The organism is Caballeronia sp. AZ1_KS37, assembly GCF_023631165.1.
Classification (GTDB): Bacteria; Pseudomonadota; Gammaproteobacteria; order Burkholderiales; family Burkholderiaceae; genus Caballeronia; species Caballeronia zhejiangensis.
Map to the genome: position 1 here is coordinate 41047 of NZ_JALQDP010000005.1, position 24273 is coordinate 65319.

Here is a 24273-nt window from a genome sequence, read left to right on the forward strand (position 1 = left end):
GCATTTCGCGGTAAAAGCCGTCGCGGCGCAATGGATTGTCCCGCTGGGGATAACGAACCGCGTCGATGTTCATCTCTTCCAGTCCCACCGGGCGACTCATGAAAGCCGACTCGCATGACCTGAACGATCTGATGTACTTCTCGCACGTCGTCGAGCACGGCGGGTTTTCCGCCGCCGAGCGCGTGCTCGGCATCTCGAAGTCGCGGCTGTCGCGGCGCGTGTCGGAGCTGGAAGCGTCGCTCGGCGTGCGTCTGTTGCAGCGCTCGACGCGCAAGCTCGCGCTGACCGAGGCCGGGCAGCTTTTCTATCAGCATTGTCAGGCGATGCTCGCCGAGGCACAGGCGGCCGTCAACGTCGTGCAAAGCCTGCGCGATTCGCCGCGCGGCACGGTGCGCGTGAGCGTTCCGGTCACGATCGCGCAGACGTTCCTGTCCGCCGTGATGCCGGATTTCATGCACCGCTATCCGGAAGTGCGCGTCGTCATGCGCGTGACGAACCGTGTCGTCGATCTGTTCGAAGATGCCGTCGATGTCGCGCTGCGCGTGCGCTCGGAGCCGCCCGCGAGCTCGAACGTCGTCGCGCGCCCGCTGTGGCGCACGGAGCAGATGCTGGTCGCGGCGCCATCGCTGCTGAAGTCGAATGCGCCGCCGATGACACCCGCCGAACTCGCCCAGTACGACACGATCGACACGCCGTCGGCGGACGGCCGCCACGTCTACCGCCTGATCGCGCCGGACGGCACGCGCCATGAGTTCGAGCACGAGCCGCGCCTCGTCACGGCCGATCTGTCGATGATCCGCGAGGCCGTCATGCGCGGCGTCGGCATCGCGGCGCTGCCCGAGATGATGTACGGCGCGCCGCTGCGCTCCGGGCAGCTATCGCCGGTGATGCCCGGCTGGACGTTTCCGTCGCCGCAACTCTACGCGGTGTTTTTGTCGCGTCAGGGCATGGTCCCGGCCGTCCGCGCATTCGTCGATTTTCTCGTCGAGTCGATCGGTAGCGGCCAGCGCTTTCCGGGAGAATGTCCTGTTCACGAACAGCCGGAACGGGAAACAGTTTGACCGCATCGGCGTTTGTCATTGGTTTATGGCATTGAAGCGCGCGCTTGCGATGGACAGATTCAATTGATCGTCACAATTTGTGGCGGTATATTGAAGCCTCCTTCGCTAAGGAGCTCCTTATGCGAAAACTGACGGCTGCTCTGATAGTTAGCCTGATAGGGTTGATTGCACTGTCCGTGTCGACCACGGCTGCTGCATGCGACGGAACTTCCGGTTCTGGCTATTCGAACCCAAAGTGACCGCCTCACCCGAATGCGCCGAGCGCGCACGAAAAAAGGCCTTCATCCGACGATGAAGGCCTTTTACTTTGTGCGCCCGGAAGAGGGCGCGTCGAGCTGTTACTTGCCGCTCTTCGGCTCGGTGACGAAACCGATCTTCGTCAATCCGCCTGCCTGCGCCGCCGACATCAGATCGGCGACCTTTTCGTACGCCACCTGACGATCGGCGCGCAGATGAATCTCCGGCTGCGGGTTCTGCTGCGCCGCCTGCGCGATGCGCGCGTTGAGCGCCGCTTCGTCGATCGGCTGATCGTCCCAGAGCGTGGTGCCGTCAGCCTTGATCGCGATGTTCACGTGCGCGGGCTTTTCGTCCTGCGGCTGGCTGCTCGCGTGCGGCAGGTCGATCTTGACCGCGTGATGCATGGCCGGAATCGTGACGAGGAAGATGATCAGCAGAACCAGCATGACGTCGACGAGCGGCGTCATGTTGATCTCGCTCATCATGCCGTCGTCTTCGTCTCCGGCGAAAGGGCTCATGGCCATGATGCGGACCTCCCCGGCTTACGACGCGCGCGTCGCGAGACGCAGGTTGTCCGACGCGGCGTTCGTCGCGCGCTTGGTCGACGAAAGCTTCGAGCCCGTGACGAAGAACGCGTGCAGGCCGTGCGCGAAGCGGTTCAGCTTCGTGACGATGCCCTTGTTCGCGCGGGTCAGCGCGTTATAGCCGAGCACGGCGGGAATCGCGACGAACAGGCCGAACGCGGTCATGATGAGCGATTCGCCGACCGGACCGGCGACCTGATCGATCGACGTCTGTCCCGTCGCGCCGATGGTCAAGAGCGCGTGATAGATGCCCCAGACCGTACCGAAGAGGCCGACGAACGGCGACGTGGAACCGATCGACGCGAGGATCGCGAGGCCCGCCTGCATGCGGCCGACGCCTTCGTCCATGACGTCTTTCAGGCAGCGCGTGATCCAGTCGGACACGTCCATGCGGTCGTGCAGATGCGGCTGCGTCTGGTGATGATGGTCGGCGGCTTCCTGGCCGGCGAGCGCGAGCGCGAGAAACGGGTTGTCCGCCGGGCTCGACGACTGGCTGCCGAGCTTCTTGATGCCGTCGTTGAAGTCGTCGGAGTGCCAGAACGCCTGTTCGGCGTTCTTGGTGAGGCGCTTCAGGCGCACGACGTTCCACGCCTTCACGACGATCACCGTCCACGAAAGCACCGACATGATGACGAGCGCGAGCGCGATGCCCCGCGTCACGAAGTCGCCTTGCGCCCAGACGTGCGCAATCCCGTAGTTTTCCATTTCTGTTTCCTTCCTTGTATCTAAATAAACGATCAGTCGTTCAGACTGAAAACGAATGGCACCGTGGCGCTAGCACGAATCGCTTCGCCATTTTCCTTGTAAGGGCTGCACGCGCTGCCGCGCACCGCGTCGAGCGCCGCGTCATCGAGGCGCGACGAGCCGCTGCTCTTTTGCAGCGTGACGTTTTCGATCTTGCCCGACAGGCCTACCGTCAGACGGATGACGGCCGTGCCCGTTTCGCCGCGGCGCTTGGACATCGCCGGATAGTCGGGCTGCGCGATGTTGCAACTCAGGTGCGCGACGTTCTTCGGCGCGGCGAGATCCATGCTCGGCTTGCCGATCGCGGGCGCGGCCGGCGGCGGCGCAGGCTGAGCCGGAGCGGGCGGCGTGGGTTCCGGCGCGGGCGCGGCGATCTGCGAAGGCGCTTCCGTGACCGGCATCGGCGTCGGCTTCGGCTCGACTTTCGGTTTCACCTTCGGCTTGGGCTGCGGCTTCGGAACGGGCTGCGGCACGGGCTTGGGCGGCGGCGGCGTTTCGACGGCGACCGGCTGCGGCGCGGGCTGCGGTGTCTCGCTGATCAGTTGCGCGGTGATGGATTTGGCTTCGATCGGGCGGGGCGGCGGCTCGTTCTTCATCGTCAGCGCGACGCCCAGCAACGCAGCGTGAATGGCGACGACGGCGACGCACGCCGCGATCACGCGCGGATTCGCATTTGCTGTCGGCGCGGTCTGGAATGCGGCGGGAGAAGTGGTCGGGGACTGCATCGTTATTGGCTGCTTGTGATGCTGCGTGAATGCTTGCTGATGACGCTGCCCTCGAGTTCGCTGTCCAACGAGCGCACAGGCACGGTGCGGAAGAAACCAGACGACGTCATTTTCGGAAAATCAGCAGGGAGATAAACAGGGTAGTCACGAAACCAATCAGCAATTCCATCTTTCCCTCCAGGGGTAAGGGTTGCGCGGCTGGCTGAAAGTGACCGGAAATACGAAGGTAACCTGGCTTGCTGGAGGCGATAAAACGACTGGGCGGCGCATCCGGAGCATCGGCGTCGCCGGTTGAGCGCGGCGACGCCGCGCGAATTGCTTCAGGCAGCCTGGCGCTCGTAGAACGTCAGCGGCGCAACGTGCTCGCGCTGCTGAACGCCGCATCGCGACGCGCAGACGCCGCTTTGTGCCATTACGTCGCGAACGCTTTCTTCACACTTGCCGCAGCACAGCGCGACGCCGAGTTCGAACTGCAGTTCATCAAAGGAGTCCACCCCTTCGGCGATGGCGCTTCGAATCTTTCGGTCGGACACTGATTTGCAGACGCAGACAATCATGATCGTTCGCAATAGTTAGCGTTAATGCGAATTATTATCATTCGGTATTGCCGCCTTTGCAAGCGCAGGACCGTGTTTTTTGTAACAGAGGGCGAAAGTTAGCGGGTTTATTGCTAGGAGCCTTGTCTGACGGGGCAAAGCGCGCGATGGAACTGCCAACGCGCGTGAGAAACCCTCAGACGATGTCGGGTTCGGCGAGGCGCGTTCGGCGCGAGGGGATGTCGACGTGCTCGACTTTGGCATCGAGCTGAAGGAGCGCGGCGGCGAGTTGACGCTGCGATTCGCCGTCGGCGGTGGAGCAGAAGCGCGGCATATCGTCGGACGGCGCGCCGAGATTTTTGAGCGCGTGCGCGTCGAGCAGACGATCGAGCTGCCGCGCGATGGCGACGCTCGTGTCGACGATCTGCAGCCGCTCGCCCGCGATGTCGCGGATTGCGCGATCGAGAAAAGGGTAGTGCGTGCAGCCGAGCACGAGCGTGTCGGCGCCGGCATCGAGCATCGGTGCGATATAGCTTTCGAGCAGCGCCATCAGCGTGGGCGACGAGGTGTCGCAGCGCTCGACAGCCTGCACCAGCCCATGTCCCGCCTGACAAATGAAGCGGCAGTCGCCGGCGTAGCGGTCGAGCAGCGACTGAAAGCGCGCGGAGCGCAGCGTGACGGCGGTCGCCAGCACCCCGACCACGCGCGACTTCGAGACCGCCGCCGCCGGCTTCACGCCCGGTTCCACGCCGACGAGCGGAATCGGCAGACGCTCGCGCACGAGCGCGATCGACTGCGCGGTGGCCGTGTTGCACGCGACGACGAGCGCCTTCGCGCCCTGACCGACGAGCCACTCGCCGATTGCCATCGTGCGGTCGACGATGAAATCGTCGTCGCGTTCGCCGTAGGGCGCATGCAGTGAATCGGCGACGTAGATCAGACGCTCGTGCGGCAGGATCGCGCGCACGGCGCGCAGCACCGACAATCCGCCGAGGCCGGAATCGAAAATGCCGACCGGCGCGCTCGCGTCAGACGCGGCACGCTCGTTCGGCATCGGGGAGGGCGCTACGCGGGACATCCGATTATTCGTGATCGCCCATCATGGTCTGCTGGTAATTCTGGATGCCGACCTTGTCGATCAGATCCAGCTGCGTTTCCAGCCAGTCGATGTGCTCTTCGGTGTCGTGCAGGATCTTTTCGAAGATTTCGCGCGAGACGAAATCACGCACCGACTCGCAATACGCGATGGCTTCCTTGCAGGTCGACTGGGAAATCTGCTCGAGCTTCAGGTCACATTCGAGGATTTCCTTGGTCTCTTCGCCGATCAGCAGCTTGTGCAGGTCTTGCAGGTTCGGCAGGCCGTCGAGCATGAACACGCGCTGAATGAGCCAGTCGGCGTGCTTCATCTCACCGATGGATTCGTCGTATTCGTGCTTGTTGAGCTTTTCGAGGCCCCAGTGCTGGTACATCCGCGCGTGCAGGAAGTATTGGTTGATCGCGGTCAGTTCGTTTTTCAACTGCGCGTTTAGATATTCGATGACTTTCGCGTCGCCTTGCATGATTTTGTTTCCTGTTCGTAACGTGGGGCTGTTGGAAAGATAAACCTTGAGTGTGCCGATGCCAAGGTTAGGTAGAAATTTTTTGTTTCAGACGAAACTGAGAATGAAAACGCTTCTCGACTGGCGGCGGTTCAAAGAAAAGAGCCGGGCGCATCGCCCGGCTCTCGTCGTTCAGTCACGGTGATAAACCGCCATTAAGCGGCGATCAAGCCGTCGCGACCGGAATCTTGCCGATTTTCGCCTGCCATTCGGCCGGGCCCGTCTTGTGAACCGACGTGCCGCTCGAATCGACTGCCACCGTCACGGGCATGTCCTGCACGTCGAACTCGTAGATCGCTTCCATGCCGAGGTCTTCGAACGCGAGCACCTTCGCCTCGCGGATCGCCTTCGACACGAGATACGCCGCGCCGCCGACCGCCATCAGATACGCCGCCTTGTGGTTCTTGATCGCCTCGATCGCGACCGGGCCGCGCTCGGCCTTGCCGATCATCGAGATGAGGCCGGTTTGCGCGAGCATCATCTCGGTGAACTTGTCCATGCGCGTGGCCGTGGTCGGGCCAGCCGGACCGACCGCTTCGTCGCGAACCGGATCGACCGGGCCGACGTAATAGATCACGCGATTGGTGAAATCGACCGGCAGCTTCTCGCCCTTCGCCAGCATGTCGGCAATGCGCTTGTGCGCGGCGTCGCGGCCCGTCAGCATCTTGCCCGACAAGAGCAGCGTCTGGCCCGGCTTCCACGATGCGACTTCTTCCGGCGTCAACGTGTTCAGATCGACGCGCTTGCTCGTCTCCGTGTTCGGCTGCCATGTGACCTTCGGCCATGCGTCGAGCGGCGGGGCTTCGAGCTTCGCCGCGCCCGAGCCGTCGAGCGTGAAGTGCGCGTGGCGCGTCGCCGCGCAATTCGGGATGATCGCGACCGGCTTCGATGCCGCGTGCGTCGGCGCGGCCATGATTTTCACGTCGAGCACGGTCGAAAGACCGCCGAGACCTTGCGCGCCGATGCCGAGCGCGTTCACCTTCTCGTGCAGTTCCACGCGCAGTTCTTCGATCCAGTCCTGCGGGCCGCGCGCGATGACATCCTGAATGTCGATCGGGTCCATCAGCGATTCCTTCGCCATGACCATCGCCTTTTCGGCCGTGCCCCCGATGCCGATGCCGAGCATGCCCGGCGGACACCAGCCCGCGCCCATCGTCGGGACGGTCTTGAGAATCCAGTCGACGATCGAATCGGACGGATTCAGCATCGCGAACTTCGACTTGTTTTCCGAGCCGCCGCCCTTGGCCGCGACCTGAACGTCGACCTTGTCGCCCGGCACGATCTCGTAGTGGATCACGGCCGGCGTGTTGTCCTTCGTGTTCTTGCGGCCGCCTTCGGGCGGGCTCACGATCGATGCGCGCAATACGTTGTCCGGGTTCAGATAACCGCGGCGCACGCCTTCGTTGATCATGTCGGTGACCGACATCGTCGCGCCGTCCCAGCGCACGTCCATGCCGACCTTCACGAACACCGTGACGATGCCCGTGTCCTGGCAGATCGGACGCTTGCCTTCCGCGCACATGCGGCTGTTGGTCAGGATCTGCGCGATCGCGTCCTTCGCGGCCGGGCTTTCTTCCAGCTCGTAGGCGCGGCCGAGCGCCTGGATATAGTCGAGCGGATGGTAGTAGCTGATGTACTGCAGCGAATCAGCGATGCTCTGAATCAGGTCTTCCTGCTTGATGACTGTCATGGCTTTGGGCTCTGGGGGACTGAATTTTTTCCTGCGGGCGTTCTGAAGGACGCTTCACTCGACTGCGTTTTTCGGCGGCGCAAAGGACTCGTCGTGGAAATGGCGCGGATGCGTATGCGTGGTCAGCCGGTCGACATACGCCATGATGAGCGCGGAAACGAGGAACGCGACGTGGATGATCACCTGCCACAACACGGTGTGAAACGTGTGCTGGTCGGGGTTGATGAAGGTTTTCAGCAGATGGATCGACGAGATGCTGATGAGCGCCATCGACAGCTTCACCTTCAGCACGCCCGCGTTGACGTGATCGAGCCACTCGGGCTCGTCGGGATGGCCTTCCACGCCGAGCTTCGACACGAACGTCTCGTATCCGCCGACGATCACCATGATGAGCAGATTCGAGATCATCACCACGTCGATCAGGCCGAGTACGACGAGCATGATATTGGTTTCGTCGAGCGTCATCGCGTGCGTGACGAGATGCCAGACTTCCTTCAGAAACAGGACGACGTACACGGCTTGCGCGACGATCAGGCCCAGATAGAGCGGCACCTGGAGCCAGCGGCTCATGAAGATGACTTTCGGCAGCAGTTTCATCGAGCCGGGCTGCTTGGGCGAGGCGGGAGAATGCTTGGGAGCGGACATGGGCGGCTTTTCAGTCGGGGCGGGTCGAACCGGAATGATGACTGGCGAATATGACGAACCGGAACGTGCAAAGTGCGTGCGGAGCGTTTGCAATCCGCCGGCGAGCGGCGGGTGTTGGCGCATTCGCGGTGTCGGGAAGCCCGCTATTGTAGCGTGTCGTCGCGCGGACTTCCCAAATGCTTTCAGAATCCGCTGAACCCGTTTTAGGCGCCGGTTTCGCCCGAAACGGAAGCCCGGGCGCGCGCCTTCAAGCTTGCGAGCGCGATGCCCGTCACGACGCACGCGAGCGCGATGCCGTGCGCGAGCGTCGGACGTTCGTCGAGAAAGGCGATGCCGTAGAGCGCCGCCGCGACCGGCAGCACGGCGCAGAAGACGCCGGCGAGACTGCCGTCGACGTGACGGATGCCCTTCATCCACAGCCAGAACGAGAAGATGCTCGCCGAAAGCCCGTACCACAGGACGAGCGCCCACGTGTTCCAGGCGACGCTCGTCCAGTCGAAGTGCGCGAGCGATGTTGCGCCGAGCGGGAGCATGAGCAACAGGCCGATCGCGTGCGTGTACGCGCAGATGTCGATGGCGGGCAGCGTCTGCGTGAGACGGCGCGAGAGGATCACATAGAGCGATTCGCAGCACACGGCGCCGAGCACCATCAGATTGCCGGGCAGGGAGCTCGCGCCCGCATCCCCGGCCTGCGCGACGTTGATGACGAGCACGCCCGCGATCGCCAGTCCGATCGACGCGAGCGCGCGCGGACCCGGCTTCTCCTTGAGCAAGATCCACGCGAAGAGCGCGACCACGGCCGGAATGGTGCTCGTGATGACGCCCGCCGCGACGGCGCTCGTGCGCGCGACGCCGTTCAACATCAGCAAGGTGAAGCCGAACGTGCCGAAGAATGCCTGCAGGAAAAGGTTGAGCCATTCACCGCGCGCGACGCGCTTCATCTTCGACCAGCGCAAGAGCGGCCAGAGCACCGCGAGCGCGATCACGAAGCGCAGCAGCGCGAAGAGCGGAACGGGAACGAATGCGACGATCGATTTGCCGATGCCGACGTTGCTTCCGACGAGCAGCATCGCTGCAATCAAAAGAAGGGCGTAGCGATTCAAGCTGGATACCGCGCTGGGAGTTCAGTTACGATTGTGGGGACGCATTGTAGAAGCCGCGCGGACTCCGTGTATACCCCGTGCCTGTTGGCCCGGCCACGTAAGAAGCGGGTAAGTTGAGCGGCTTATCTTGAATTCAATGCAGGATGTCGCCGGCATGCGAATGTGCCGTGACATTGTTCCGTGCCGCTCCGGTACGGTAGAAAGGAGACAAGGTCGAAGCCGGGAACGCCGCGCGTTCTCCGCTTTCGAACCTCATAAACATGCGGCGCGCGCAACCCATTCAGCGATGCGCGCGCCGCCGGATTTCGGAAACACCATCAGGAGAGGTTGTCGATGTCTGCGATCGAATCGGTTCTTCAGGAAAAACGTGTGTTCCCGCCGTCAGCCAAGGCAAGCGCGGGTGCGGCAATCTCCGGCATGGACGCCTACAAGGCGCTTGTAGCGGAAGCGGAACGTGACTACGAAGGCTTCTGGGCGCGCATTGCGCGCGAGACGCTCACGTGGCACAAGCCCTTCACGCAGGTGCTGGACGAATCGAAGGCGCCTTTCTACAAGTGGTTCGAGGACGGCGAGCTCAACGCGTCGTACAACTGTCTCGACCGTCATGTGGAAGCGGGCCGCGGCAACGACAACGCGATCATCTTCGAAGCCGACGACGGCACCGTCACCAACGTCACCTATCAGGATCTGCTGGACCGCGTCTCGCGTCTCGCCAATGCGCTCAAGAAGCGCGGCGTGAAAAAGGGCGACCGCGTCGTGATCTATCTGCCGATGTCGGTGGAAGGCGTCGTCGCGATGCAGGCGTGCGTGCGTATCGGCGCGACGCATTCGGTCGTGTTCGGCGGCTTCTCGTCGAAGTCGCTCAACGAACGTCTCGTCGATGTCGGCGCGGTCGCGCTCATCACCGCCGACGAACAGATGCGCGGCGGCAAGGCGCTGCCGCTGAAAAGCATCGCCGATGAAGCGCTCGCCGCGGGCGGCTGCGAGAAGGTGAAGGACGTCATCGTGTATCGGCGCACGGGCGGCAAGGTCGCATGGACCGAAGGCCGCGACGCGTGGCTGCATGAAATCGTCGAGAACGAATCGGCGAAGTGCGAGCCGGAATGGGTGAGCGCGGAGCATCCGCTTTTCATCCTTTACACGTCCGGCTCGACGGGCAAGCCGAAGGGCGTGCAGCACAGCACGGCCGGCACGCTGCTGTGGGCCGCGCAGACCATGAAGTGGACCTTCGACATGAAGCCGGGCGACATCTTCTGGTGCACGGCGGATATCGGCTGGATCACGGGGCATAGCTATATCGCGTACGGGCCGCTCGCCATCGGCGCGACGCAGGTCATGTTCGAAGGCGTGCCGACGTATCCGCACGCGGGCCGCTTCTGGGAGATGATCGCGCGCCACAAGGTCACGATCTTCTACACGGCGCCCACGGCGATCCGCTCGCTCATCAAGGCATCGGAAGCGGACGCGAAGGTTCATCCGAAGAGTTTCGATCTGTCGACGCTGCGCATCCTCGGCACGGTCGGCGAACCGATCAATCCGGAAGCGTGGATGTGGTATCACGAGAACGTCGGCCGTGGGCAATGTCCGATCGTCGATACGTGGTGGCAGACCGAAACCGGCGGCCACATGATCACGCCGCTGCCGGGCGCGACGCCGCTCGTGCCGGGTTCCTGCACGCTGCCGCTGCCGGGCATCATGGCCGCGATCGTCGATGAAACCGGCCAGGACGTGCCGAACGGGCAAGGCGGCATTCTGGTCGTGAAGCGCCCGTGGCCGTCGATGCTGCGCAACGTCTGGGGCGACCCCAAGCGCTATCAGACGAGCTATTTCCCGGAAGAACTCGGCGGCAAGCTGTATCTCGCCGGCGACGGCGCGGTGCGCGACAAGGAAACCGGCTACTTCACGATCATGGGCCGCATCGACGACGTGCTGAACGTCTCCGGCCACCGCCTCGGCACGATGGAAATCGAGTCGGCGCTGGTCGCGAATCCGATCGTCGCGGAAGCCGCGGTCGTCGGCCGTCCGGACGATACGACGGGTGAAGCCGTGGTCGCGTTCGTCGTGCTGAAGCGCGCGCGCCCGGAAGGCGACGAAGCGAAGCAGATCGCCACCGAACTACGCAACTGGGTCGGCAAGGAAATCGGTCCGATCGCGAAGCCGAAGGACATCCGTTTCGGCGAGAACCTGCCGAAGACGCGCTCCGGCAAGATCATGCGGCGGCTCTTGCGCTCGCTCGCGAAGGGCGAGGAGATCACGCAGGACGTCTCCACGCTGGAAAATCCCGCGATTCTGGATCAGCTCGGCGAAGCGCGCTGATCGTCCGCGACCGCTGCCTCGCGCGGCAGCGGTCGATCCTTATTGCCGATGACATGCGGTTTTGTTAAAAAACCGCATGTCCGATTCTTCCAACCCGACGCCTGCCTCGCCGCCGCCCGTATCGGCGGCGATGGCGCGCGCGCATCGGCGCTACTGGCGCTTCAATATCGCGCTGATCGGCGTGCTGATGACCATCGGCTTCGTCGTCTCCTTCGGCCTGCCGCTCTTCGCGCAACGCTTCCAGCATGCCCGCGTCGCCGGCTTTCCGCTGCCGTTCTATTTCGGCGCGCAGGGCGCGATTCTCGTCTACATCGCGCTGATCCTCATCTATATCGTGCTGATGCAGATGGCCGATGCGCGTCTTGCCCGCGCCGCCCGCGCCGAACAGGGCGACGCCGCATGAAGCTCACGAACCGGCTGATCCTCTCCTACGCGCTCTATACGGTCGGCTTCCTGCTGTTCATCTTTCTGATGGAGCGCATCGAGCGCACGACGGGGCCGGGAACGTGGATCGGCTATGTGTTCCTGTTCGTGCCCATCGCGGTGTACGCGGTGATCGGTCTTTTGTCGCGCACGTCGGATCTCGTCGAATACTACGTGGCAGGACGGCGCGTGCCGTCCGCGTTCAACGGCATGGCGACGGCCGCCGACTGGCTTTCGGCGGCATCGTTCATCGGGCTTGCCGGGTCGATCTACGCAAGTGGTTACGACGGCCTCGCGTACGTGATGGGTTGGACCGGCGGCTATTGCCTCGTCGCGTTCCTGCTCGCGCCGTACGTGCGCAAACTCGCGCGCTACACGATTCCGGATTTTCTCGGCACGCGCTTCTCCAGCAACCTCGTGCGCGGGCTCGCGGCGTTCGCGGCGATTCTCTGTTCGTTCGTCTATCTCGTCGCGCAGATCCAGGGCATCGGGCTGATCGCGTCGAGGTTCATCGGCATCGAGTTTTCGATCGGCATCTTCTGCGGTCTCGCGGGCATTCTCGTGTGCTCGTTTCTCGGCGGCATGCGCGCGGTGACGTGGACGCAGGTCGCGCAATACATCATCCTCATCAGCGCGATGCTGATTCCCGTGTCGATGATCGCGCATCGCGAAGGGCTCGGGTGGTTCCCGCAATTCAACTACGGGCGCGTGATGGAGCGCGTCGAATCGCTCGAACGCGCGGTCGCCGTGTCGCCCGACGAAGCGCGCGTGCGCGCCGATTATCAGCGGCAGGCCGCGCTGATTCAGCAACGCATCGACGCGCTGCCGCAGTCGTTCCATGCCGAGCACGCGCGCCTCGCCGCGGAGATCGCGGAACTGCGCCGGCACAACGGGCCGCTGCGCGAGATCAACGAGCGCGAGCGCGAACTCGCGGCTTTTCCACGCGATGCCGCCGATGCGCATGCCAAATGGTCGCGCGAACGCGATGCGTTGATCGAGCGCGTCGCCGCGCCCGTGCCGATGGCCGAGGCGTTCGCTCCCGGCTCGGCCGGTGACGAGAGCCCGCGCGTGCATCAAATCAACTTTCTGTCGCTGCTCCTGTGCCTGTCGATCGGCACGGCGAGCCTGCCGCACATCCTCACGCGCTACAACACGACGACGTCGGTGTCGTCGGCGCGGCGCTCGGTCGGCTGGACGCTGTTCTTCGTCGCGTTGTTCTATTTGACGGTGCCGGTGCTCGCGGTGCTCATCAAGCATGAAATATTGACGGGGCTCGTCGGGCATCGCTTTGCCGATCTGCCGCAGTGGGTCACGCAATGGCGGCGCGTGGAGCCGTATCTGATCCGCATCGGCGATGTGAACGGCGACGGCATCGTGCGCTGGGCCGGCATTCAGATGCAGCCGGACATGGTCGTGCTGGCGGCGCCTGAAATCGCGGGATTGCCGTATGTGATTTCCGGGCTGATTGCCGCCGGTGCGCTCGCGGCGGCTTTGTCGACGGCGGACGGGCTCCTGCTGACGATCGCGAATGCGCTCTCGCACGACGTGTATTACTGCATGGTCGATCGCCGCGCGACCAGCCAGCGGCGCGTGACGATCTCGAAGATTCTGTTGCTCGGCGTGGCGCTGCTCGCGTCGTATGTGGCGTCGCTGAATGCGGGCAACATTCTGTTTCTGGTCGGCGCGGCGTTTTCGCTTGCAGCGTCGAGTCTCTTTCCGGCGCTCGTACTCGGCGTGTTCTGGAAGCGCACGACGCAGCGGGGTGTCGTCGCGGGCATGATCGCGGGGCTCGTCGTCTGCGTGTATTACATCGTGTCGACGTATCCGTTCTTCGTGCAGTTGACGGGTTTCGCCGGGCCGCGCTGGTTCGGCATCGAGCCGATCAGCTCGGGCGTGTTCGGGGTGCCGGCCGGATTCGCGGTGGCGATCGTTGTGAGTCTGTTCGATCGGAAGCCGGATGCGTACACGCGCGCGCTCGTCGATTACATTCGCCATCCGTAGGGGCTGGCGCAGGCGCGGGAACTTGGTATAATCGCGGTCTTCCGGAGAGATGGATGAGTGGTTTAAGTCGCACGCCTGGAAAGCGTGTATAGGGTAAAACCTATCGGGGGTTCGAATCCCCCTCTCTCCGCCAGAACCTCAAGCCCTTGATTTTCAAGGGCTTTTCTTTTTTGTTCTCAGAATTGACGCGGGCGCTGTAAAAGGCCCGTATGCCGAAAAAATCCGAAACGCGGCCCGTCGTTGTTTCGAATCTCAAGTGGTTCAAATCGAAAATGAGGAAGCTTCGTCCTTTTCCTCGCGCTTCGACATCATAGATTCGGATAACTGATTGAACATGGCGGCGCGCAATCGATCGAGCGTCGAGCATGCGGACAACAAGTGGAGGGGAGCGAGAAGAGTTGTCGTAAGAGTCATGAGCGCTGGTACGGTTGCGCCTCTAATAATGCTCGATGAACTCTCGCACATGGCAGGGCGCAGCGGCCCATGCAGCCCATCTCTTACGACATTCAGAAGGATAGACGATGCGGCCAGGAAAGAAATCGGATTAATCGCGTTATGTAAGCGGCAATCGTTCAACGATGCGCCGGCTTGCCGGCAAACGCTGCAATTCGATCCGTTTCCGTCGTGGTGACTGCGGATTGTGCCGCCGCTTCGCGCGTCGCCTTCTTGCTTTGCGGCGGTGCAACGGACTTTGGACGGTTGCGCGCGGCGGCCGATCCGCCGAGAAAGAAACGCCCCGCGTAAGACACGGGGCATCGCATTGCAAGCTCAGTGCGTGAGAATCATCTGAGCGGCGTGATTCTCGGCGTCGTAGTGCAGCGCGGAGTTCGCCGCCTGCTGTTCCTGAATGAGCACTTCGCGCGCCGCCTGAGCACCTCGCTCATAACCGGCCTTCGTCGCGTGCTCCTCGAGTGCGGCGATAAGCGGCAATTGCTCCTCTGCCACCGAGCGCAGCAAATTCAGGATGTCGCGCCGCATCGCTTCGGGATAAGCGCAGAAGTGCTCGAAGCCACCCGGCGCAGCGACGATGTTCACGAGCGACGTAAGCAGTCGCGCGCGGTTGTTGCAATGTTCGCTGATCTGCACCGACTGCGAGAGCGTCGCGTGGCCGTTCGGATCGACGGAAATATGCAGGTCATTCATCTTGAAAAGCCTCTTGTAATAACGGAAGGCCTGCATTTAAGCCGCTCCGGCGCTTGGAAACGCTCGGACGAATCCTATTACCTCGGGTGCGCGACGATCCTTTACTTTCGGATGTTTCCGCTCACGCGAAGCATCGTGCGAGCCAACGCCAGAACGCGCGGCAACGGCCGGCCGTGACGACGCGCGATGCATCCATGTCGCGCTGCCAGGTCGCATTTTCCTGATCGTCGCGCGACCGAGCGACGAGTGTCCCGAAGTACATGGCAGCCCCCTTTGCGGATATCGATGGCGAACGGCGTCACGTGCGCGACTCCGATGCGTTCAGGATGCCGATGCTTCCGCGAGCGCAAAACCCGCATGACGCGGGGAGCGCGCTTTGCATGCGGACATGGGCGAAAGGAGGGGCACGCGCGTCAGCATGCGCGCAGCGAAAGTTTTACATGAACTGTTGACACAAAAGATTCACAGTCGGAAAGGTCGACGGACCGTATCCTTTGCTCCGCTACGGTGAACGCGAGGCAACCATGCCGGACATCGCATCTCCTCAGCAGGGCGGCGTGAGCGAACGCACACGCCGGACCGGTCTCATCGTTTTCGGTCTCATACTTCTCGGCGGTATCGGTTATGTCGGATTGCATCTGGCTAACGATCTCGAATCCGTCCGGCTGAGTTCCGCACTGCCTTATTTCCTGCTCGCCGTCGCGCTGCTGATCGCGCTCGGATTCGAGTTCGTCAACGGCTTCCACGACACCGCCAACGCGGTCGCGACCGTCATCTACACGCACTCGCTGACGCCGAACCTCGCGGTGGTCTGGTCCGGGACGTGGAATTTCATCGGCGTGCTGGTTTCGAGCGGCGCGGTCGCGTTCGGCATCCTGCAACTGCTGCCCGTCGAGCTGATACTCCAGGTCGGCAGCAGCGCAGGCTTCGCGATGGTCTTCGCGTTGCTCATCGCCGCGATCATCTGGAACCTCGCGACGTGGTATTTCGGCCTGCCGTCGTCGAGCTCGCATACGCTGATCGGCTCGATCATCGGCGTCGGTCTCATGAATCAGCTATTGCGCGGGCCGAACGGCACGAGCGGCGTCGACTGGTCGCAGGCGGCGGGCGTCGGCAAGTCGCTGCTGTTCTCGCCGATCGTCGGCTTCATCTGCGCGGGACTCCTCTTGCTTTTGCTGAAGGCGCTCGTGCGCGTGCCGGCGCTCTATAAGGAACCGAAGAAAAATCATCCGCCGCCGTTCTGGATTCGCGCACTGCTGATTCTGACATGCACGGGCGTGTCGTTCGCTCACGGCTCGAACGACGGGCAGAAAGGCATGGGTCTCATCATGCTGATTCTGATCGGCACGGTGCCGACTGCCTACGCGCTCAACAAGGCGGTGAACCCCGCCGAAACGCAGAACTTCGTAGCCGTGGCGCACGAGGCATCGGCGAGCTTCGCGAAATATCTGAACGATGCGCCACCATCCGCCGATGCACGCGAAGACGTTCAATCCTACGTGCGTACGCGCCAGCTTTCGCCCGCGACGCTGCCCGCGCTGAAGCAACTGACCGACATCATCGCGAACCAGGTCGGCGCGTCGGGATCGCTCGCGGCGGTGCCGCAGAACCTTGTCGATAACGTGCGCAACAACATGTATCTCGCGTCCGAAGCGATCCGCCTGATGGAGAAGGCGAACGCGCCCGCGTTCGCGCCCGCGGACCGCGCCGTGATCGACAACTACAAGAAGCAGCTCGATCACGCGACGAAGTTTATCCCGACGTGGGTGAAGGTCGCGGTGGCGATCGCGCTCGGGCTCGGCACGATGGTCGGCTGGAAGCGCATCGTCGTGACCGTGGGCGAGAAGATCGGCAAGCAGCATCTGACGTACGGGCAGGGCGCGTCGGCGGAGTTGATCGCGATGCTGACCATCGGTGCGGCGGATGCCTACGGCCTGCCGGTCTCGACGACGCACGTGCTGTCTTCGGGCGTCGCCGGAACGATGGCTGCCAACGGCTCGGGGCTGCAATGGAACACCGTGCGCAGCCTCGTGCTCGCGTGGGTGCTGACGTTGCCGGCGTCGATCGCGCTCGCCGCCGGTCTCTACTGGGCGTTCAGAAATCTCTTCTGAGTGCGTGACGTTCAGGCGTTCGCCGGGCGGCCGGTCTTGACCGTTTCGAGCGCCTTGATCGCTTCGACGAGGCGTTTCTCGGGCGCGGCGTCGAGCATCGCGAGCGCGGCCCGCAGCAGTTCGCTCTTCTTCACGCGCACGCCGTTCTTCTGGCACTTCTCCTTGAGCGCGGCGATCTTCGCGTAGTCGGACTTGGGCATCGTGAAGCTGTCGCGCACGACTTTTTCCTTCTTGACGCGGCGGGCTTTCGCGTCGGCGTTCGGCTGGCTCGCGACGGTCTTTTCCGTTTTCTTCGCGGCAGCGGCTTCGACTGTCGGCGTCTTCCCGGCTTTCTTTGCGACGGGCGCTTTCGCGGCCGGCTTCTTCGCGGTCTTCGGCGTCGTGGCCGCGGCCTTGGTCTGCTCTGCGGGTTTAGCCGTCTTCTTGCTGGCCTTGGCCCCGCGCTTCGCGGGAGCGGGCGCGGCTTCCGTTGCGCCCTTGGGGAAATGAAACGCCGTCTTCGTCGGCGCCTTGACTTGCGGTGTGCTCATCCCGTTCTCTCCCGTCGTATGTGGAGAAAACAGTATATACGGTTTAAGGAGGCGCGCGTTCGCCGGACGCATCCGCGAAACGCGTGTCGCATCAACGGGATAGACGCGCGGCCCTCGACTTATCTACACGCTTGTCCACCGAAACTGTGGATAAGCGCGCGAAGGGGCCGCGTCAATCGTCATGACCGCGATGGCCGTGATCGTCGTCGTGGCGGGAGCGGCAAGCCTTGTCGTCGAGACGTTGCGCGACATAGCCCGGCAGATCGGCATCGTCGATCGCGAAGACGAAGAACTGGTTCGGATTATCGATGCCGTCCGGATGGTTCGTGTCCGTCACGGTGCCGACGAAGTCGTTGTCGTTCGCGATGAACAACGTGTGCTTGAGCGCGCCGCCGACGCGCACGTCCGGCCCGAACGCGAGGCTTTCGAGCTTCGCCGGAATGTCGGTCGACGCGATGCCGTGCGCGTTCAGCGCCTTGACGACATCGAGGAACAGCGTCTTCTGCAGCGCGAAAGGCGCGAGGCCGCTCGCGCCGCTCGTCTGGCTCACGTCCTGCGCGCCCGAAATATCGACGTGATACACGCGCTTGACGGCCGCGCTCGAATCGTCGCCGAGGCCCTTGCCGTCGCGCTCGTCGAGCAGAAGCTCGTGGTCGTTCACGGCGACGATATCGCTGATCGTCGGATAGTTCGGTTTGTCGGCCGTGCCCATGTTGGTGAGCGGATAGGCGAACTGCGTCGACTTGCCGGTGCGCAGATCGATGCGCAGGATGCGCGTGTACGCGCCATTGGTGCCGCCGTCCTGCAGCAGCGGACTTTGCATCGCGCCGAAGAGCGCGTCGCCGTCCGGCGAGATCGCGAGGCCTTCCATGCCTTTGTTCGCGACGCGGCCCGACGCGTTCGCGCCGATCTCGTCGCTGCCGACGGGCGAGAGCGCCGTCACCGCGAACGACGCCGGCACCGCGTACGCCGCGATGCGCTCGCCGCTCTGCCGGTCGAAGCGATAGATGTACGGGCCGTATTCGTCGGAGATGAAGACGCTCGCGCCGTCGCGCGCCACGCGGATGCTTTCCGGATCGAAGCGCGCGTCGCGCGGATACGTCGACGGCCGCGTCGGCGCGAAGTTGTCGGAGCGGCCGGTGAAGTAGTGCGTGTGCTTCTTCGCGTTGAACGCGGGCGCGCCGTTGCCGACGTTCGCCGCGGCGCCGTCGCCGTACACGAGCGGCTCGCGCGTATGGAGGAGCGTCGTGTCGACGAGTGTCGGATCGAGCGTGTAGGGCAACGTGCCGCCTTTCGCGCCGGCTTGGAGGCGCAGGATCAGCGTCTGGAAACGGTTGATGTACGACGCGGTGTCGTCGATGGCCTTGTTGTACGAGATCGCGTTCGGGCCGCGATCGGGCACGGCGAGAAACGTGTCGCAGCCGGCATACGCGAGTCCGGAGCCGAGCCCGCCGAGCAGATTGCCCGGCGCGCCGTTTTCGAGCGGCGCGGCCGTCGCCTTCGAGCGATCGACGGCATTGCCGCTCAACTGACCGATCGCGATGAGATCGACGCTCGCCCAAGCGGACGAACCCGCGATGTTCAACGCTAAAAAACCGAACGACAAGGCACATGCACGCGCTCGAACCATGAACGTCTCCTTTCTATGGAATTGCCCGCGCATTATTACGAGCGGCAAGTGACGTTCGTATGACTAAGGAAGCGATCCTTTACTTTGAGCCATATCCGACCGATGCGAGCGCGCGATTCCGAAACGACAACGCCGGCGCAAGGCCGGCGTCGTGGACGAAAGTGCGCGGCTACTGCTTGATCGTCCCGGTCGATTTGGAGTCACCCGGCTGAGCCGGCGACATCCCTTGCTCGCGCTGCTGCATCAGCGTGCCGCCGCCGGAGGTGCCGGACTGCACGCCGCCTTGCGACGAGTCGCCCGTGCGCGGGGCGGGCATCGGTTCATTCTTGCCCGGCTGCATCTGCTGCTGACGCTGCATCAACTGATCGCGCGACATTTCCTCCGAAAGCGCGCTGGTGCTGGCCAGCGCGAGGAGCGCGCCAGCGATCGCGGTAGTGGTTTTCATATCTGTCTCCTTGAGCCGGCGCCAGGCGCGCCGCTTACAGAACCGTCAGCATCGAACGTGCCGCGTGCGCCGCGATTAGGACTGTCCTTATTTATGTCTTAAGCGACGCTAAATGGCCGATAAACGGATAGGATATTTGACAGGCGATCCAGGGCGCGGGTCTATTACAATTCGCGATCCAAACAATATCGAATTGCCTGTTTCCCGTTCGAAAGTCTGCACGCCACGGAGTACTTCATGTCGATCATCGCACTGAGCGAATTATTGAAATGGCGCGATCAATTGCCCGAGGAGTCGGGCGAGGAAGCGCACATGCTGAACGCATTGATTGCGCGTCGCGAAGCGGAAATGCGCGCGCGTATCGCGGATTCGATCGCGGCAGTCAGTCAGCGCGAAAACTGGAAACTGCAACGCTGCGCGGCGATTGCACGGCGTGTCGAAGAAACGCCGGTTCGTTATTTGGAATCGATTGACGAATTTTTTCAGAATCGAAACGAAGGCGCGCCTCATGTCGAAACGCCAGAGGTTCTGTCAGATTTCTTCGCGGACGATCGGCGCGAAGCCGCACTGACGCACGCGCCGCTGCACAGGCCCGCGACGCAGATCGGCATGCCCGGATTGCCGACGCCTGTCGTCAATCTGCATGGCGTCATGGGTTCGCTCGAGTCGCGCGTCGCTGAGACGCCGGGCATTGCGTGCGGTCTTCAGGGCATCAGGATCATGCGTATGGTCGCCTTGATGTCGAAAGCGCGCTCCGCTCAAATCGCCAGGATGAGGATGAACGGGACGCAAGCGTTTTATCGCCACTCTTGATTTTCGATCGTTGCATTCGGCGCATTCCGATTTTTTCATCGCGTTACATTTTTATCCTTTTTCTCACGGAATCCGCGCACTGCGTCGGCGGCATTTTCTGCATCGTTTGAATCGCCGGACGTCTCGCCTATACTTGATCCGATAGCTTATTCGAGCGAAAGAAAGCAGATTCCGTTCGTCATGCAGAATGGTTGCGCCGGTATTCATTCGAATCGAATAACGCGTGTCGCGGTACCGAATTCAAACCAACCGCAATGCATGACGGCCAGTGCTGGAAAAGACTGGCCAGGGAGCCATCGTGAAAAGCCTGCTGAGCAGAAGAGGGAGCTTGCTCGACAACGCACCATCGTTTCTCGTGCGTCAAAAAGCCAACATTCCACGCGGCTTCACCGCGCCGGAGATCCACGCCGAAGACCTGTCCGAGGGGGAGTCCGTCCCGGCTCAGCTTTCGACGCGCGTCACGCCGCTGCGGCCCGGGGTCGTTCCCGCCACCCAGCAATCCGGCAAGGAAGCCGTGCAGGCCGCGCATCTCGCGGAAGTCGAATGGCTCGTTCAGCAAGGCGCGCTCTCGACGTTTCGCACGTTTCAGAGCTTCGCCTATTCCGCGAGCCTGCTGTTTATCCGCGCGATCTGATCTATTACGCCGTGCTCCATCATGAGGATGCGGTCTGGCGCGTGCTCAAGGCCGGCGATCTCGGCGCGGCGGAATCGGCGTTCCGTCATTTCGTCGAACAGGCGATGCGGCTTGCCGACGCCGAAATGCGGCGCGCGCATCTCGAAGCGCAGAACGAGCAGATCGAACGTCTCACCGCGGAATCGGACGCGCAGATCGAGCGCGTGCGCGTCGATTTGCAGCGAGGCGGGCGGCACGATCAGGAGGTTGCGCTCAAGCAGCAGGAAATTCGCAAGGAGCTGGCGCAACTCGAGGGACGGCGCGCCGCGGCGCAGGCGCAACTCAACAAACTGCAGCGCCAGCTTCACCAACTCAACACGGCGGTCAACGAGAACGTGCCGAATCTGCCTGTCGTTCGATGACGCCACATTCAATCGTCCGAAGAAAACTTCCCGATCTCGCGTAGAATCGCCCCTTCGGGCAGCTAGTCGATTCTTTCGGCATACTCCCCACCGAACTTCGCAATGTATGTGCTGAGCCCGCGTCCGGCGCGGGCCAGTTGCTTCATTTCCTCGACGCGCGCGCGACCGGGCACGCGATAGTCATACAGGTATGTCCCGCCGTTGACGAAGCGCACTTTGATGCCGTCGTGCAGGATGTCGAATGCTTCGACGCCCGAATTGCCGGCAATATTTCGATAAGGCTGCATGGTGTCTTCAAACTCGAACGTACGCAAACGATTGCGCGCTCGTAGCAGGCCTAAAGTTTCGTCGGCGGGGACCGTTAAGGATGTCATGGATAAAGACCAATTCCCGTTCCTCGACTCGGACGATCCGCACTTTCAGCACGCTCGCGCGCTGAGCCTCTCGGTCGGTGCGATTCGCCGTGCACAAGGCAAGTGCAGCCCCAACGACTTCCCGGTCGGCTCGCTCGAATGGCACTTCGCCATCGAGGATTTCGCAGGCGATGTCCTGCGCGCGCTGATGGGCGAAACCGAAGGCGTCAACATTCAGGTCGGAGAGCGGCCGCTCGACTGACCGCGCGCCGCGCGTCTTCAATGCCGCCCATCGGCGGCGATTCCCCTTTGCTATAGCTTCACGCCGCCCGCTTCGGGCGCATCCACGCCGCCGGGCGGGATCGCGCCGCCCGGGCCGACGTCGCTCGTCCGGTCGCTCGACCAGTACGGCTCGCGTCCGTAGTGCTGATGCACGGTGCTCGCCCAGACGCGATCCGCCATCGAAGGCCAGGAATCCTTGTCGAAGCCCGGCGAGTTGCGCACCTGCTCGGCCGTCGCGTCGATCCGGAAGCAGTGGTTGTCCGTATCGAGCGTGAGTGCGCTCCACGGCACAGCGAGCAGTTTGTCGCCGATGCCCAGAAAGCCGCCGCTCGACAGCACCGCATAAGCGATCCGTCCGCTCGTCACGTCGAGCATGATTTCCTTCAGCGATCCGACATCCTGGCCGTCGCTGCTTCTTACCGGATTGCCGTCGAGCGTGCTCGCCGCCATGACATCGGGTCCGGGGCCGGCGGCCGTCGCCGCGCCCTTGCCGACGATCTTCGCGCCCGCGGAAGCCGGTTCCATCGATTGACTCATGATCCGCTCCTTTGACCATCGTGAGACACGTCATGGTGAGCAACGGCCGTACCCATGGCGTGTCATCGCGCTCTGCTAAGCTCGGAATTCGTTCATTCCGTCCGCTGCCCATGATCGCTTTCGAGGAATTGCTGGCCGTCGCCTACAAGAAGGAGCGCATGCAGAGCCGCCGTCTCGCCAAAGGCGCGGCGCTCACCGAGCACGCGGCGCTCGTCAGGACGTTGCAGAAGGCGGCGGGCGAGCAATCCTTGCGAGATTTCGTCGATGCGCGCCGCGCCGAGCAAATCCGAAACGCCGATGCGCTGCGCTCACGCGACGCCCGGCGCGCCGAACGGAGCAGGCCGCGTAGGACCGAGCCCGAAGCGACAGGATGGCGCGGCTGGTTCGACGGCTCCGCGCTGCCGAATCCCGGGCGGCTGGGAATGGGAGGGGTGCTCGTCGGTCCGCTCGGGGAGACGGTCGAGATCAGCATCGCCGCGGGCATCGGCGACAGCAGCGCGGCGGAATATCTCGCGCTGATCGCGCTTCTCGAAGCGGCGCTGCGCGAAGGTGCAGCGGATGCGGTGATCTACGGCGACAGCCGCGTCGTCATCGAGGACGTCAGCGCATCGGAGAACGCCGGCATCCGCTCGCTCGCGCATCACGCCGCGCGCGTGCGCTCGCTCATCGCGCAGATCGGCGATGTGCGTCTGCAGTGGATTCCGCGTGCGCGCAACGCCCGCGCCGATGCGCTGTCGCGTCAGGCGCTCGACGTGGCGCGCGCGTCGGTAGAAGCGGCCTGACTTGCGGAATCATTACAAATCGCGGACGTCCGCCGTCGGGGTGTCGCCGAATGCGTCGCTCAGGAGATAATCGACGACCTTGCGCGCCGACGCCTCGGGCGTTGCGAGATGGCCGTCGCGCTTGAGCGCGTCGAAGCGCTCGCGCATCGGGAAGCGTTCGAGCGCGGTGCCGCGGATTTCGGCCTGCATGTCGGTGTCGACGACGCCCGGCGCGACGCTGCAGATGCGCAGCGCGCGATTGCCGTCGAGCGCGACCGCGCGCGCGTGATGATCGAGCGCCGCCTTGGTCGCGCAGTAGATGCTCCAGCCGGGGTAAGCGTTGCGCGCCGCGCCGCTCGAAATATGCACGATGCGCGTGTCGATCGACGGCCCGGCCGCCTGCGCCACCGCCGACGCAAGCATCAGCGGTGCGGCGACGTTCACACTGACCGCGCGCGCGACGTCGGCCGGCTTCTGATCCGCGAGACTGCCGACCGGCGCGAGCAGGCCCGCGTTGTTGACGAGCACCACGCGTTGCGCGCCGGACACGAAGCGGGACAGGGCGTCGCCCGACAGCCATTCGGTGAGCTTCGGGAGATCGGCGAGATCGAGCTCGACTTCGTGCAACTGACCGGGATGGCGCGCGGCGAGTTCGTCGTTGCGCTTTCGGGAAATCGCGAGCACTTGCGCGCCTTGCTCGAGCAGCAGCGAAGCGAGCGCGGCGCCGAGTCCGCGGGTGTGGCCGGTGAGGATGACGCGAATCGGTTCGGACATGAGCGTGGTCGGGTTGGCTGAAGTCGTCCGATTCTATCGACAAGCGCGGTGGGGCGCCGGCTACGCCAAAACGCGTCATCCCCGCAACAGGAGCGAGCGGGGAATACGGTCGTTCGTTGGTTCCTGGACACAGATGCGATCGGGCATCTTCTTTTGACTGACAAGCTTCTTCACAAAATTGACAATCGATCTCAAA

General features: G+C 63.2%; 24 protein-coding genes, 1 tRNA gene and 1 pseudogene. 10 read left to right on the forward strand and 16 right to left on the reverse strand.

Annotated features, from left to right (window positions below; all coding sequences use genetic code 11):
- Positions 1-98 precede the first annotated feature (98 nt).
- Positions 99-1061 carry a LysR family transcriptional regulator gene (locus tag NCS00_RS05485; protein WP_008350437.1) on the forward strand — a complete coding sequence of 321 codons (963 nt, stop codon included), beginning with the start codon at positions 99-101 and terminating at the stop codon, positions 1059-1061.
- A 338-nt stretch (positions 1062-1399) separates the two neighbouring features.
- Here the strand turns inward: NCS00_RS05485 and NCS00_RS05490 are convergent, their stop codons facing one another.
- The 9 genes from NCS00_RS05490 to NCS00_RS05530 all read right to left on the reverse strand — a co-directional run bounded on the left by NCS00_RS05490 (position 1400) and on the right by NCS00_RS05530 (position 8923).
- Positions 1400-1822: an ExbD/TolR family protein gene (locus NCS00_RS05490; protein ID WP_008350436.1), complete on the reverse strand. Its 423-nt coding sequence runs from the start codon at positions 1820-1822 to the stop codon at positions 1400-1402.
- 18 nt (positions 1823-1840) lie between these two features.
- Complete coding sequence (locus NCS00_RS05495; RefSeq protein ID WP_008350435.1) at positions 1841-2587, reverse strand: MotA/TolQ/ExbB proton channel family protein; 747 nt, start codon at positions 2585-2587, stop codon at positions 1841-1843.
- Between the two features lie 32 nt (positions 2588-2619).
- Positions 2620-3351, reverse strand: coding sequence for an energy transducer TonB (locus tag NCS00_RS05500; RefSeq protein WP_034472124.1), 732 nt, complete (start codon positions 3349-3351; stop codon positions 2620-2622).
- 320 nt (positions 3352-3671) lie between these two features.
- The gene (locus NCS00_RS05505; protein ID WP_008350432.1) at positions 3672-3908 is read right to left on the reverse strand and encodes a (2Fe-2S)-binding protein; all 237 of its coding nucleotides are present in this window, start codon (positions 3906-3908) and stop codon (positions 3672-3674) included.
- 175 nt (positions 3909-4083) lie between these two features.
- Positions 4084-4965: a glutamate racemase gene (gene murI / locus NCS00_RS05510; RefSeq protein WP_250439550.1), complete on the reverse strand. Its 882-nt coding sequence runs from the start codon at positions 4963-4965 to the stop codon at positions 4084-4086.
- 4 nt (positions 4966-4969) lie between these two features.
- Complete coding sequence (gene bfr, locus NCS00_RS05515) at positions 4970-5446, reverse strand: bacterioferritin (RefSeq protein ID WP_008350427.1); 477 nt, start codon at positions 5444-5446, stop codon at positions 4970-4972.
- A gap of 205 nt (positions 5447-5651) precedes the next feature.
- Complete coding sequence (locus tag NCS00_RS05520; RefSeq protein ID WP_008350426.1) at positions 5652-7175, reverse strand: fumarate hydratase; 1524 nt, start codon at positions 7173-7175, stop codon at positions 5652-5654.
- A 54-nt stretch (positions 7176-7229) separates the two neighbouring features.
- Positions 7230-7820, reverse strand: a complete 591-nt coding sequence (locus NCS00_RS05525) for a TIGR00645 family protein (protein WP_033537207.1) — start codon at positions 7818-7820, stop codon at positions 7230-7232.
- 203 nt (positions 7821-8023) lie between these two features.
- On the reverse strand, positions 8024-8923 hold the full coding sequence (locus NCS00_RS05530; protein WP_033537208.1) for a DMT family transporter: 900 nt from the start codon (positions 8921-8923) through the stop codon (positions 8024-8026).
- A gap of 333 nt (positions 8924-9256) precedes the next feature.
- On the opposite strand from NCS00_RS05530, the gene acs reads away from it, so the two are divergent.
- The 4 genes from acs to NCS00_RS05550 all read left to right on the forward strand — a co-directional run bounded on the left by acs (position 9257) and on the right by NCS00_RS05550 (position 13796).
- Entirely contained in the window at positions 9257-11239 is a 1983-nt protein-coding gene (gene acs / locus NCS00_RS05535) for an acetate--CoA ligase (protein WP_008350420.1), read from the forward strand.
- Positions 11240-11315: 76 nt separating this feature from the next.
- Positions 11316-11642, forward strand: coding sequence for a DUF4212 domain-containing protein (locus NCS00_RS05540; RefSeq protein ID WP_008350418.1), 327 nt, complete (start codon positions 11316-11318; stop codon positions 11640-11642).
- Positions 11639-13663, forward strand: coding sequence for a sodium:solute symporter family protein (locus NCS00_RS05545; RefSeq protein ID WP_008350416.1), 2025 nt, complete (start codon positions 11639-11641; stop codon positions 13661-13663). Before NCS00_RS05540 ends, NCS00_RS05545 begins: the two co-directional genes overlap by 4 nt.
- A gap of 43 nt (positions 13664-13706) precedes the next feature.
- A tRNA-Ser gene (locus tag NCS00_RS05550) sits at positions 13707-13796 on the forward strand.
- A gap of 635 nt (positions 13797-14431) precedes the next feature.
- On the opposite strand, the gene NCS00_RS05555 is transcribed toward NCS00_RS05550, so the two are convergent.
- A complete protein-coding gene (locus NCS00_RS05555) occupies positions 14432-14806 on the reverse strand; it encodes a hypothetical protein (protein WP_144403848.1) in 375 nt (124 codons plus the stop codon).
- Between the two features lie 524 nt (positions 14807-15330).
- Between NCS00_RS05555 and NCS00_RS05560 the strand changes: the two genes are divergently transcribed.
- Positions 15331-16917, forward strand: a complete 1587-nt coding sequence (locus NCS00_RS05560; protein ID WP_250439553.1) for an inorganic phosphate transporter — start codon at positions 15331-15333, stop codon at positions 16915-16917.
- An 11-nt stretch (positions 16918-16928) separates the two neighbouring features.
- Here NCS00_RS05560 and NCS00_RS05565 read toward each other — a convergent pair whose 3' ends face one another.
- The 3 genes from NCS00_RS05565 to NCS00_RS05575 form a co-directional block, all read right to left on the reverse strand.
- Positions 16929-17447, reverse strand: coding sequence for a hypothetical protein (locus tag NCS00_RS05565; RefSeq protein WP_250439554.1), 519 nt, complete (start codon positions 17445-17447; stop codon positions 16929-16931).
- Positions 17448-17619: 172 nt separating this feature from the next.
- Entirely contained in the window at positions 17620-19077 is a 1458-nt protein-coding gene (locus NCS00_RS05570) for an esterase-like activity of phytase family protein (protein WP_250439556.1), read from the reverse strand.
- A gap of 169 nt (positions 19078-19246) precedes the next feature.
- Positions 19247-19522, reverse strand: coding sequence for a hypothetical protein (locus NCS00_RS05575; RefSeq protein WP_008350405.1), 276 nt, complete (start codon positions 19520-19522; stop codon positions 19247-19249).
- A gap of 237 nt (positions 19523-19759) precedes the next feature.
- On the opposite strand from NCS00_RS05575, the gene NCS00_RS05580 reads away from it, so the two are divergent.
- Positions 19760-20335: a hypothetical protein gene (locus tag NCS00_RS05580; protein ID WP_008350403.1), complete on the forward strand. Its 576-nt coding sequence runs from the start codon at positions 19760-19762 to the stop codon at positions 20333-20335.
- 514 nt (positions 20336-20849) lie between these two features.
- Positions 20850-21370: pseudogene (locus NCS00_RS05585) on the forward strand (DUF2968 domain-containing protein).
- A gap of 62 nt (positions 21371-21432) precedes the next feature.
- Here NCS00_RS05585 and NCS00_RS05590 read toward each other — a convergent pair.
- Positions 21433-21744 carry a hypothetical protein gene (locus NCS00_RS05590; RefSeq protein WP_372492530.1) on the reverse strand — a complete coding sequence of 104 codons (312 nt, stop codon included), beginning with the start codon at positions 21742-21744 and terminating at the stop codon, positions 21433-21435.
- On the opposite strand from NCS00_RS05590, the gene NCS00_RS05595 reads away from it, so the two are divergent.
- Entirely contained in the window at positions 21743-21985 is a 243-nt protein-coding gene (locus NCS00_RS05595) for a hypothetical protein (RefSeq protein WP_008350396.1), read from the forward strand. The genes NCS00_RS05590 and NCS00_RS05595 overlap by 2 nt on opposite strands.
- Before the next feature lie 50 nt (positions 21986-22035).
- Here NCS00_RS05595 and NCS00_RS05600 read toward each other — a convergent pair whose 3' ends face one another.
- Complete coding sequence (locus NCS00_RS05600) at positions 22036-22542, reverse strand: PRC-barrel domain-containing protein (protein ID WP_250439559.1); 507 nt, start codon at positions 22540-22542, stop codon at positions 22036-22038.
- A gap of 110 nt (positions 22543-22652) precedes the next feature.
- Here NCS00_RS05600 and NCS00_RS05605 point away from each other — a divergent pair, with 110 nt between their 5' ends.
- On the forward strand, positions 22653-23324 hold the full coding sequence (locus NCS00_RS05605; protein ID WP_250439560.1) for a reverse transcriptase-like protein: 672 nt from the start codon (positions 22653-22655) through the stop codon (positions 23322-23324).
- Positions 23325-23336: 12 nt separating this feature from the next.
- Here the strand turns inward: NCS00_RS05605 and NCS00_RS05610 are convergent, their stop codons facing one another.
- A complete protein-coding gene (locus tag NCS00_RS05610) occupies positions 23337-24077 on the reverse strand; it encodes an SDR family oxidoreductase (RefSeq protein ID WP_008350391.1) in 741 nt (246 codons plus the stop codon).
- Between the last annotated feature and the right edge of the window lie 196 nt (positions 24078-24273).

Excerpts from the sequence above, each read along its gene's own strand:
- NCS00_RS05485 (WP_008350437.1), top strand. The coding sequence starts at position 99 with ATGAAAGCCGACTCGCATGACCTGAACGATCTGATGTACTTCTCGCAC.
- NCS00_RS05490 (WP_008350436.1), bottom strand. The coding sequence starts at position 1,822 with ATGGCCATGAGCCCTTTCGCCGGAGACGAAGACGACGGCATGATGAGC.
- NCS00_RS05495 (WP_008350435.1), bottom strand. The coding sequence starts at position 2,587 with ATGGAAAACTACGGGATTGCGCACGTCTGGGCGCAAGGCGACTTCGTG.
- NCS00_RS05500 (WP_034472124.1), bottom strand. The coding sequence starts at position 3,351 with ATGCAGTCCCCGACCACTTCTCCCGCCGCATTCCAGACCGCGCCGACA.
- NCS00_RS05505 (WP_008350432.1), bottom strand. The coding sequence starts at position 3,908 with ATGATTGTCTGCGTCTGCAAATCAGTGTCCGACCGAAAGATTCGAAGC.
- murI (WP_250439550.1), bottom strand. The coding sequence starts at position 4,965 with ATGTCCCGCGTAGCGCCCTCCCCGATGCCGAACGAGCGTGCCGCGTCT.
- bfr (WP_008350427.1), bottom strand. The coding sequence starts at position 5,446 with ATGCAAGGCGACGCGAAAGTCATCGAATATCTAAACGCGCAGTTGAAA.
- NCS00_RS05520 (WP_008350426.1), bottom strand. The coding sequence starts at position 7,175 with ATGACAGTCATCAAGCAGGAAGACCTGATTCAGAGCATCGCTGATTCG.
- NCS00_RS05525 (WP_033537207.1), bottom strand. The coding sequence starts at position 7,820 with ATGTCCGCTCCCAAGCATTCTCCCGCCTCGCCCAAGCAGCCCGGCTCG.
- acs (WP_008350420.1), top strand. The coding sequence starts at position 9,257 with ATGTCTGCGATCGAATCGGTTCTTCAGGAAAAACGTGTGTTCCCGCCG.
- NCS00_RS05540 (WP_008350418.1), top strand. The coding sequence starts at position 11,316 with ATGTCCGATTCTTCCAACCCGACGCCTGCCTCGCCGCCGCCCGTATCG.
- NCS00_RS05545 (WP_008350416.1), top strand. The coding sequence starts at position 11,639 with ATGAAGCTCACGAACCGGCTGATCCTCTCCTACGCGCTCTATACGGTC.
- NCS00_RS05555 (WP_144403848.1), bottom strand. The coding sequence starts at position 14,806 with ATGAATGACCTGCATATTTCCGTCGATCCGAACGGCCACGCGACGCTC.
- NCS00_RS05560 (WP_250439553.1), top strand. The coding sequence starts at position 15,331 with ATGCCGGACATCGCATCTCCTCAGCAGGGCGGCGTGAGCGAACGCACA.
- NCS00_RS05565 (WP_250439554.1), bottom strand. The coding sequence starts at position 17,447 with ATGAGCACACCGCAAGTCAAGGCGCCGACGAAGACGGCGTTTCATTTC.
- NCS00_RS05570 (WP_250439556.1), bottom strand. The coding sequence starts at position 19,077 with ATGGTTCGAGCGCGTGCATGTGCCTTGTCGTTCGGTTTTTTAGCGTTG.
- NCS00_RS05575 (WP_008350405.1), bottom strand. The coding sequence starts at position 19,522 with ATGAAAACCACTACCGCGATCGCTGGCGCGCTCCTCGCGCTGGCCAGC.
- NCS00_RS05580 (WP_008350403.1), top strand. The coding sequence starts at position 19,760 with ATGTCGATCATCGCACTGAGCGAATTATTGAAATGGCGCGATCAATTG.
- NCS00_RS05595 (WP_008350396.1), top strand. The coding sequence starts at position 21,743 with ATGGATAAAGACCAATTCCCGTTCCTCGACTCGGACGATCCGCACTTT.
- NCS00_RS05590 (WP_372492530.1), bottom strand. The coding sequence starts at position 21,744 with ATGACATCCTTAACGGTCCCCGCCGACGAAACTTTAGGCCTGCTACGA.
- NCS00_RS05600 (WP_250439559.1), bottom strand. The coding sequence starts at position 22,542 with ATGAGTCAATCGATGGAACCGGCTTCCGCGGGCGCGAAGATCGTCGGC.
- NCS00_RS05605 (WP_250439560.1), top strand. The coding sequence starts at position 22,653 with ATGATCGCTTTCGAGGAATTGCTGGCCGTCGCCTACAAGAAGGAGCGC.
- NCS00_RS05610 (WP_008350391.1), bottom strand. The coding sequence starts at position 24,077 with ATGTCCGAACCGATTCGCGTCATCCTCACCGGCCACACCCGCGGACTC.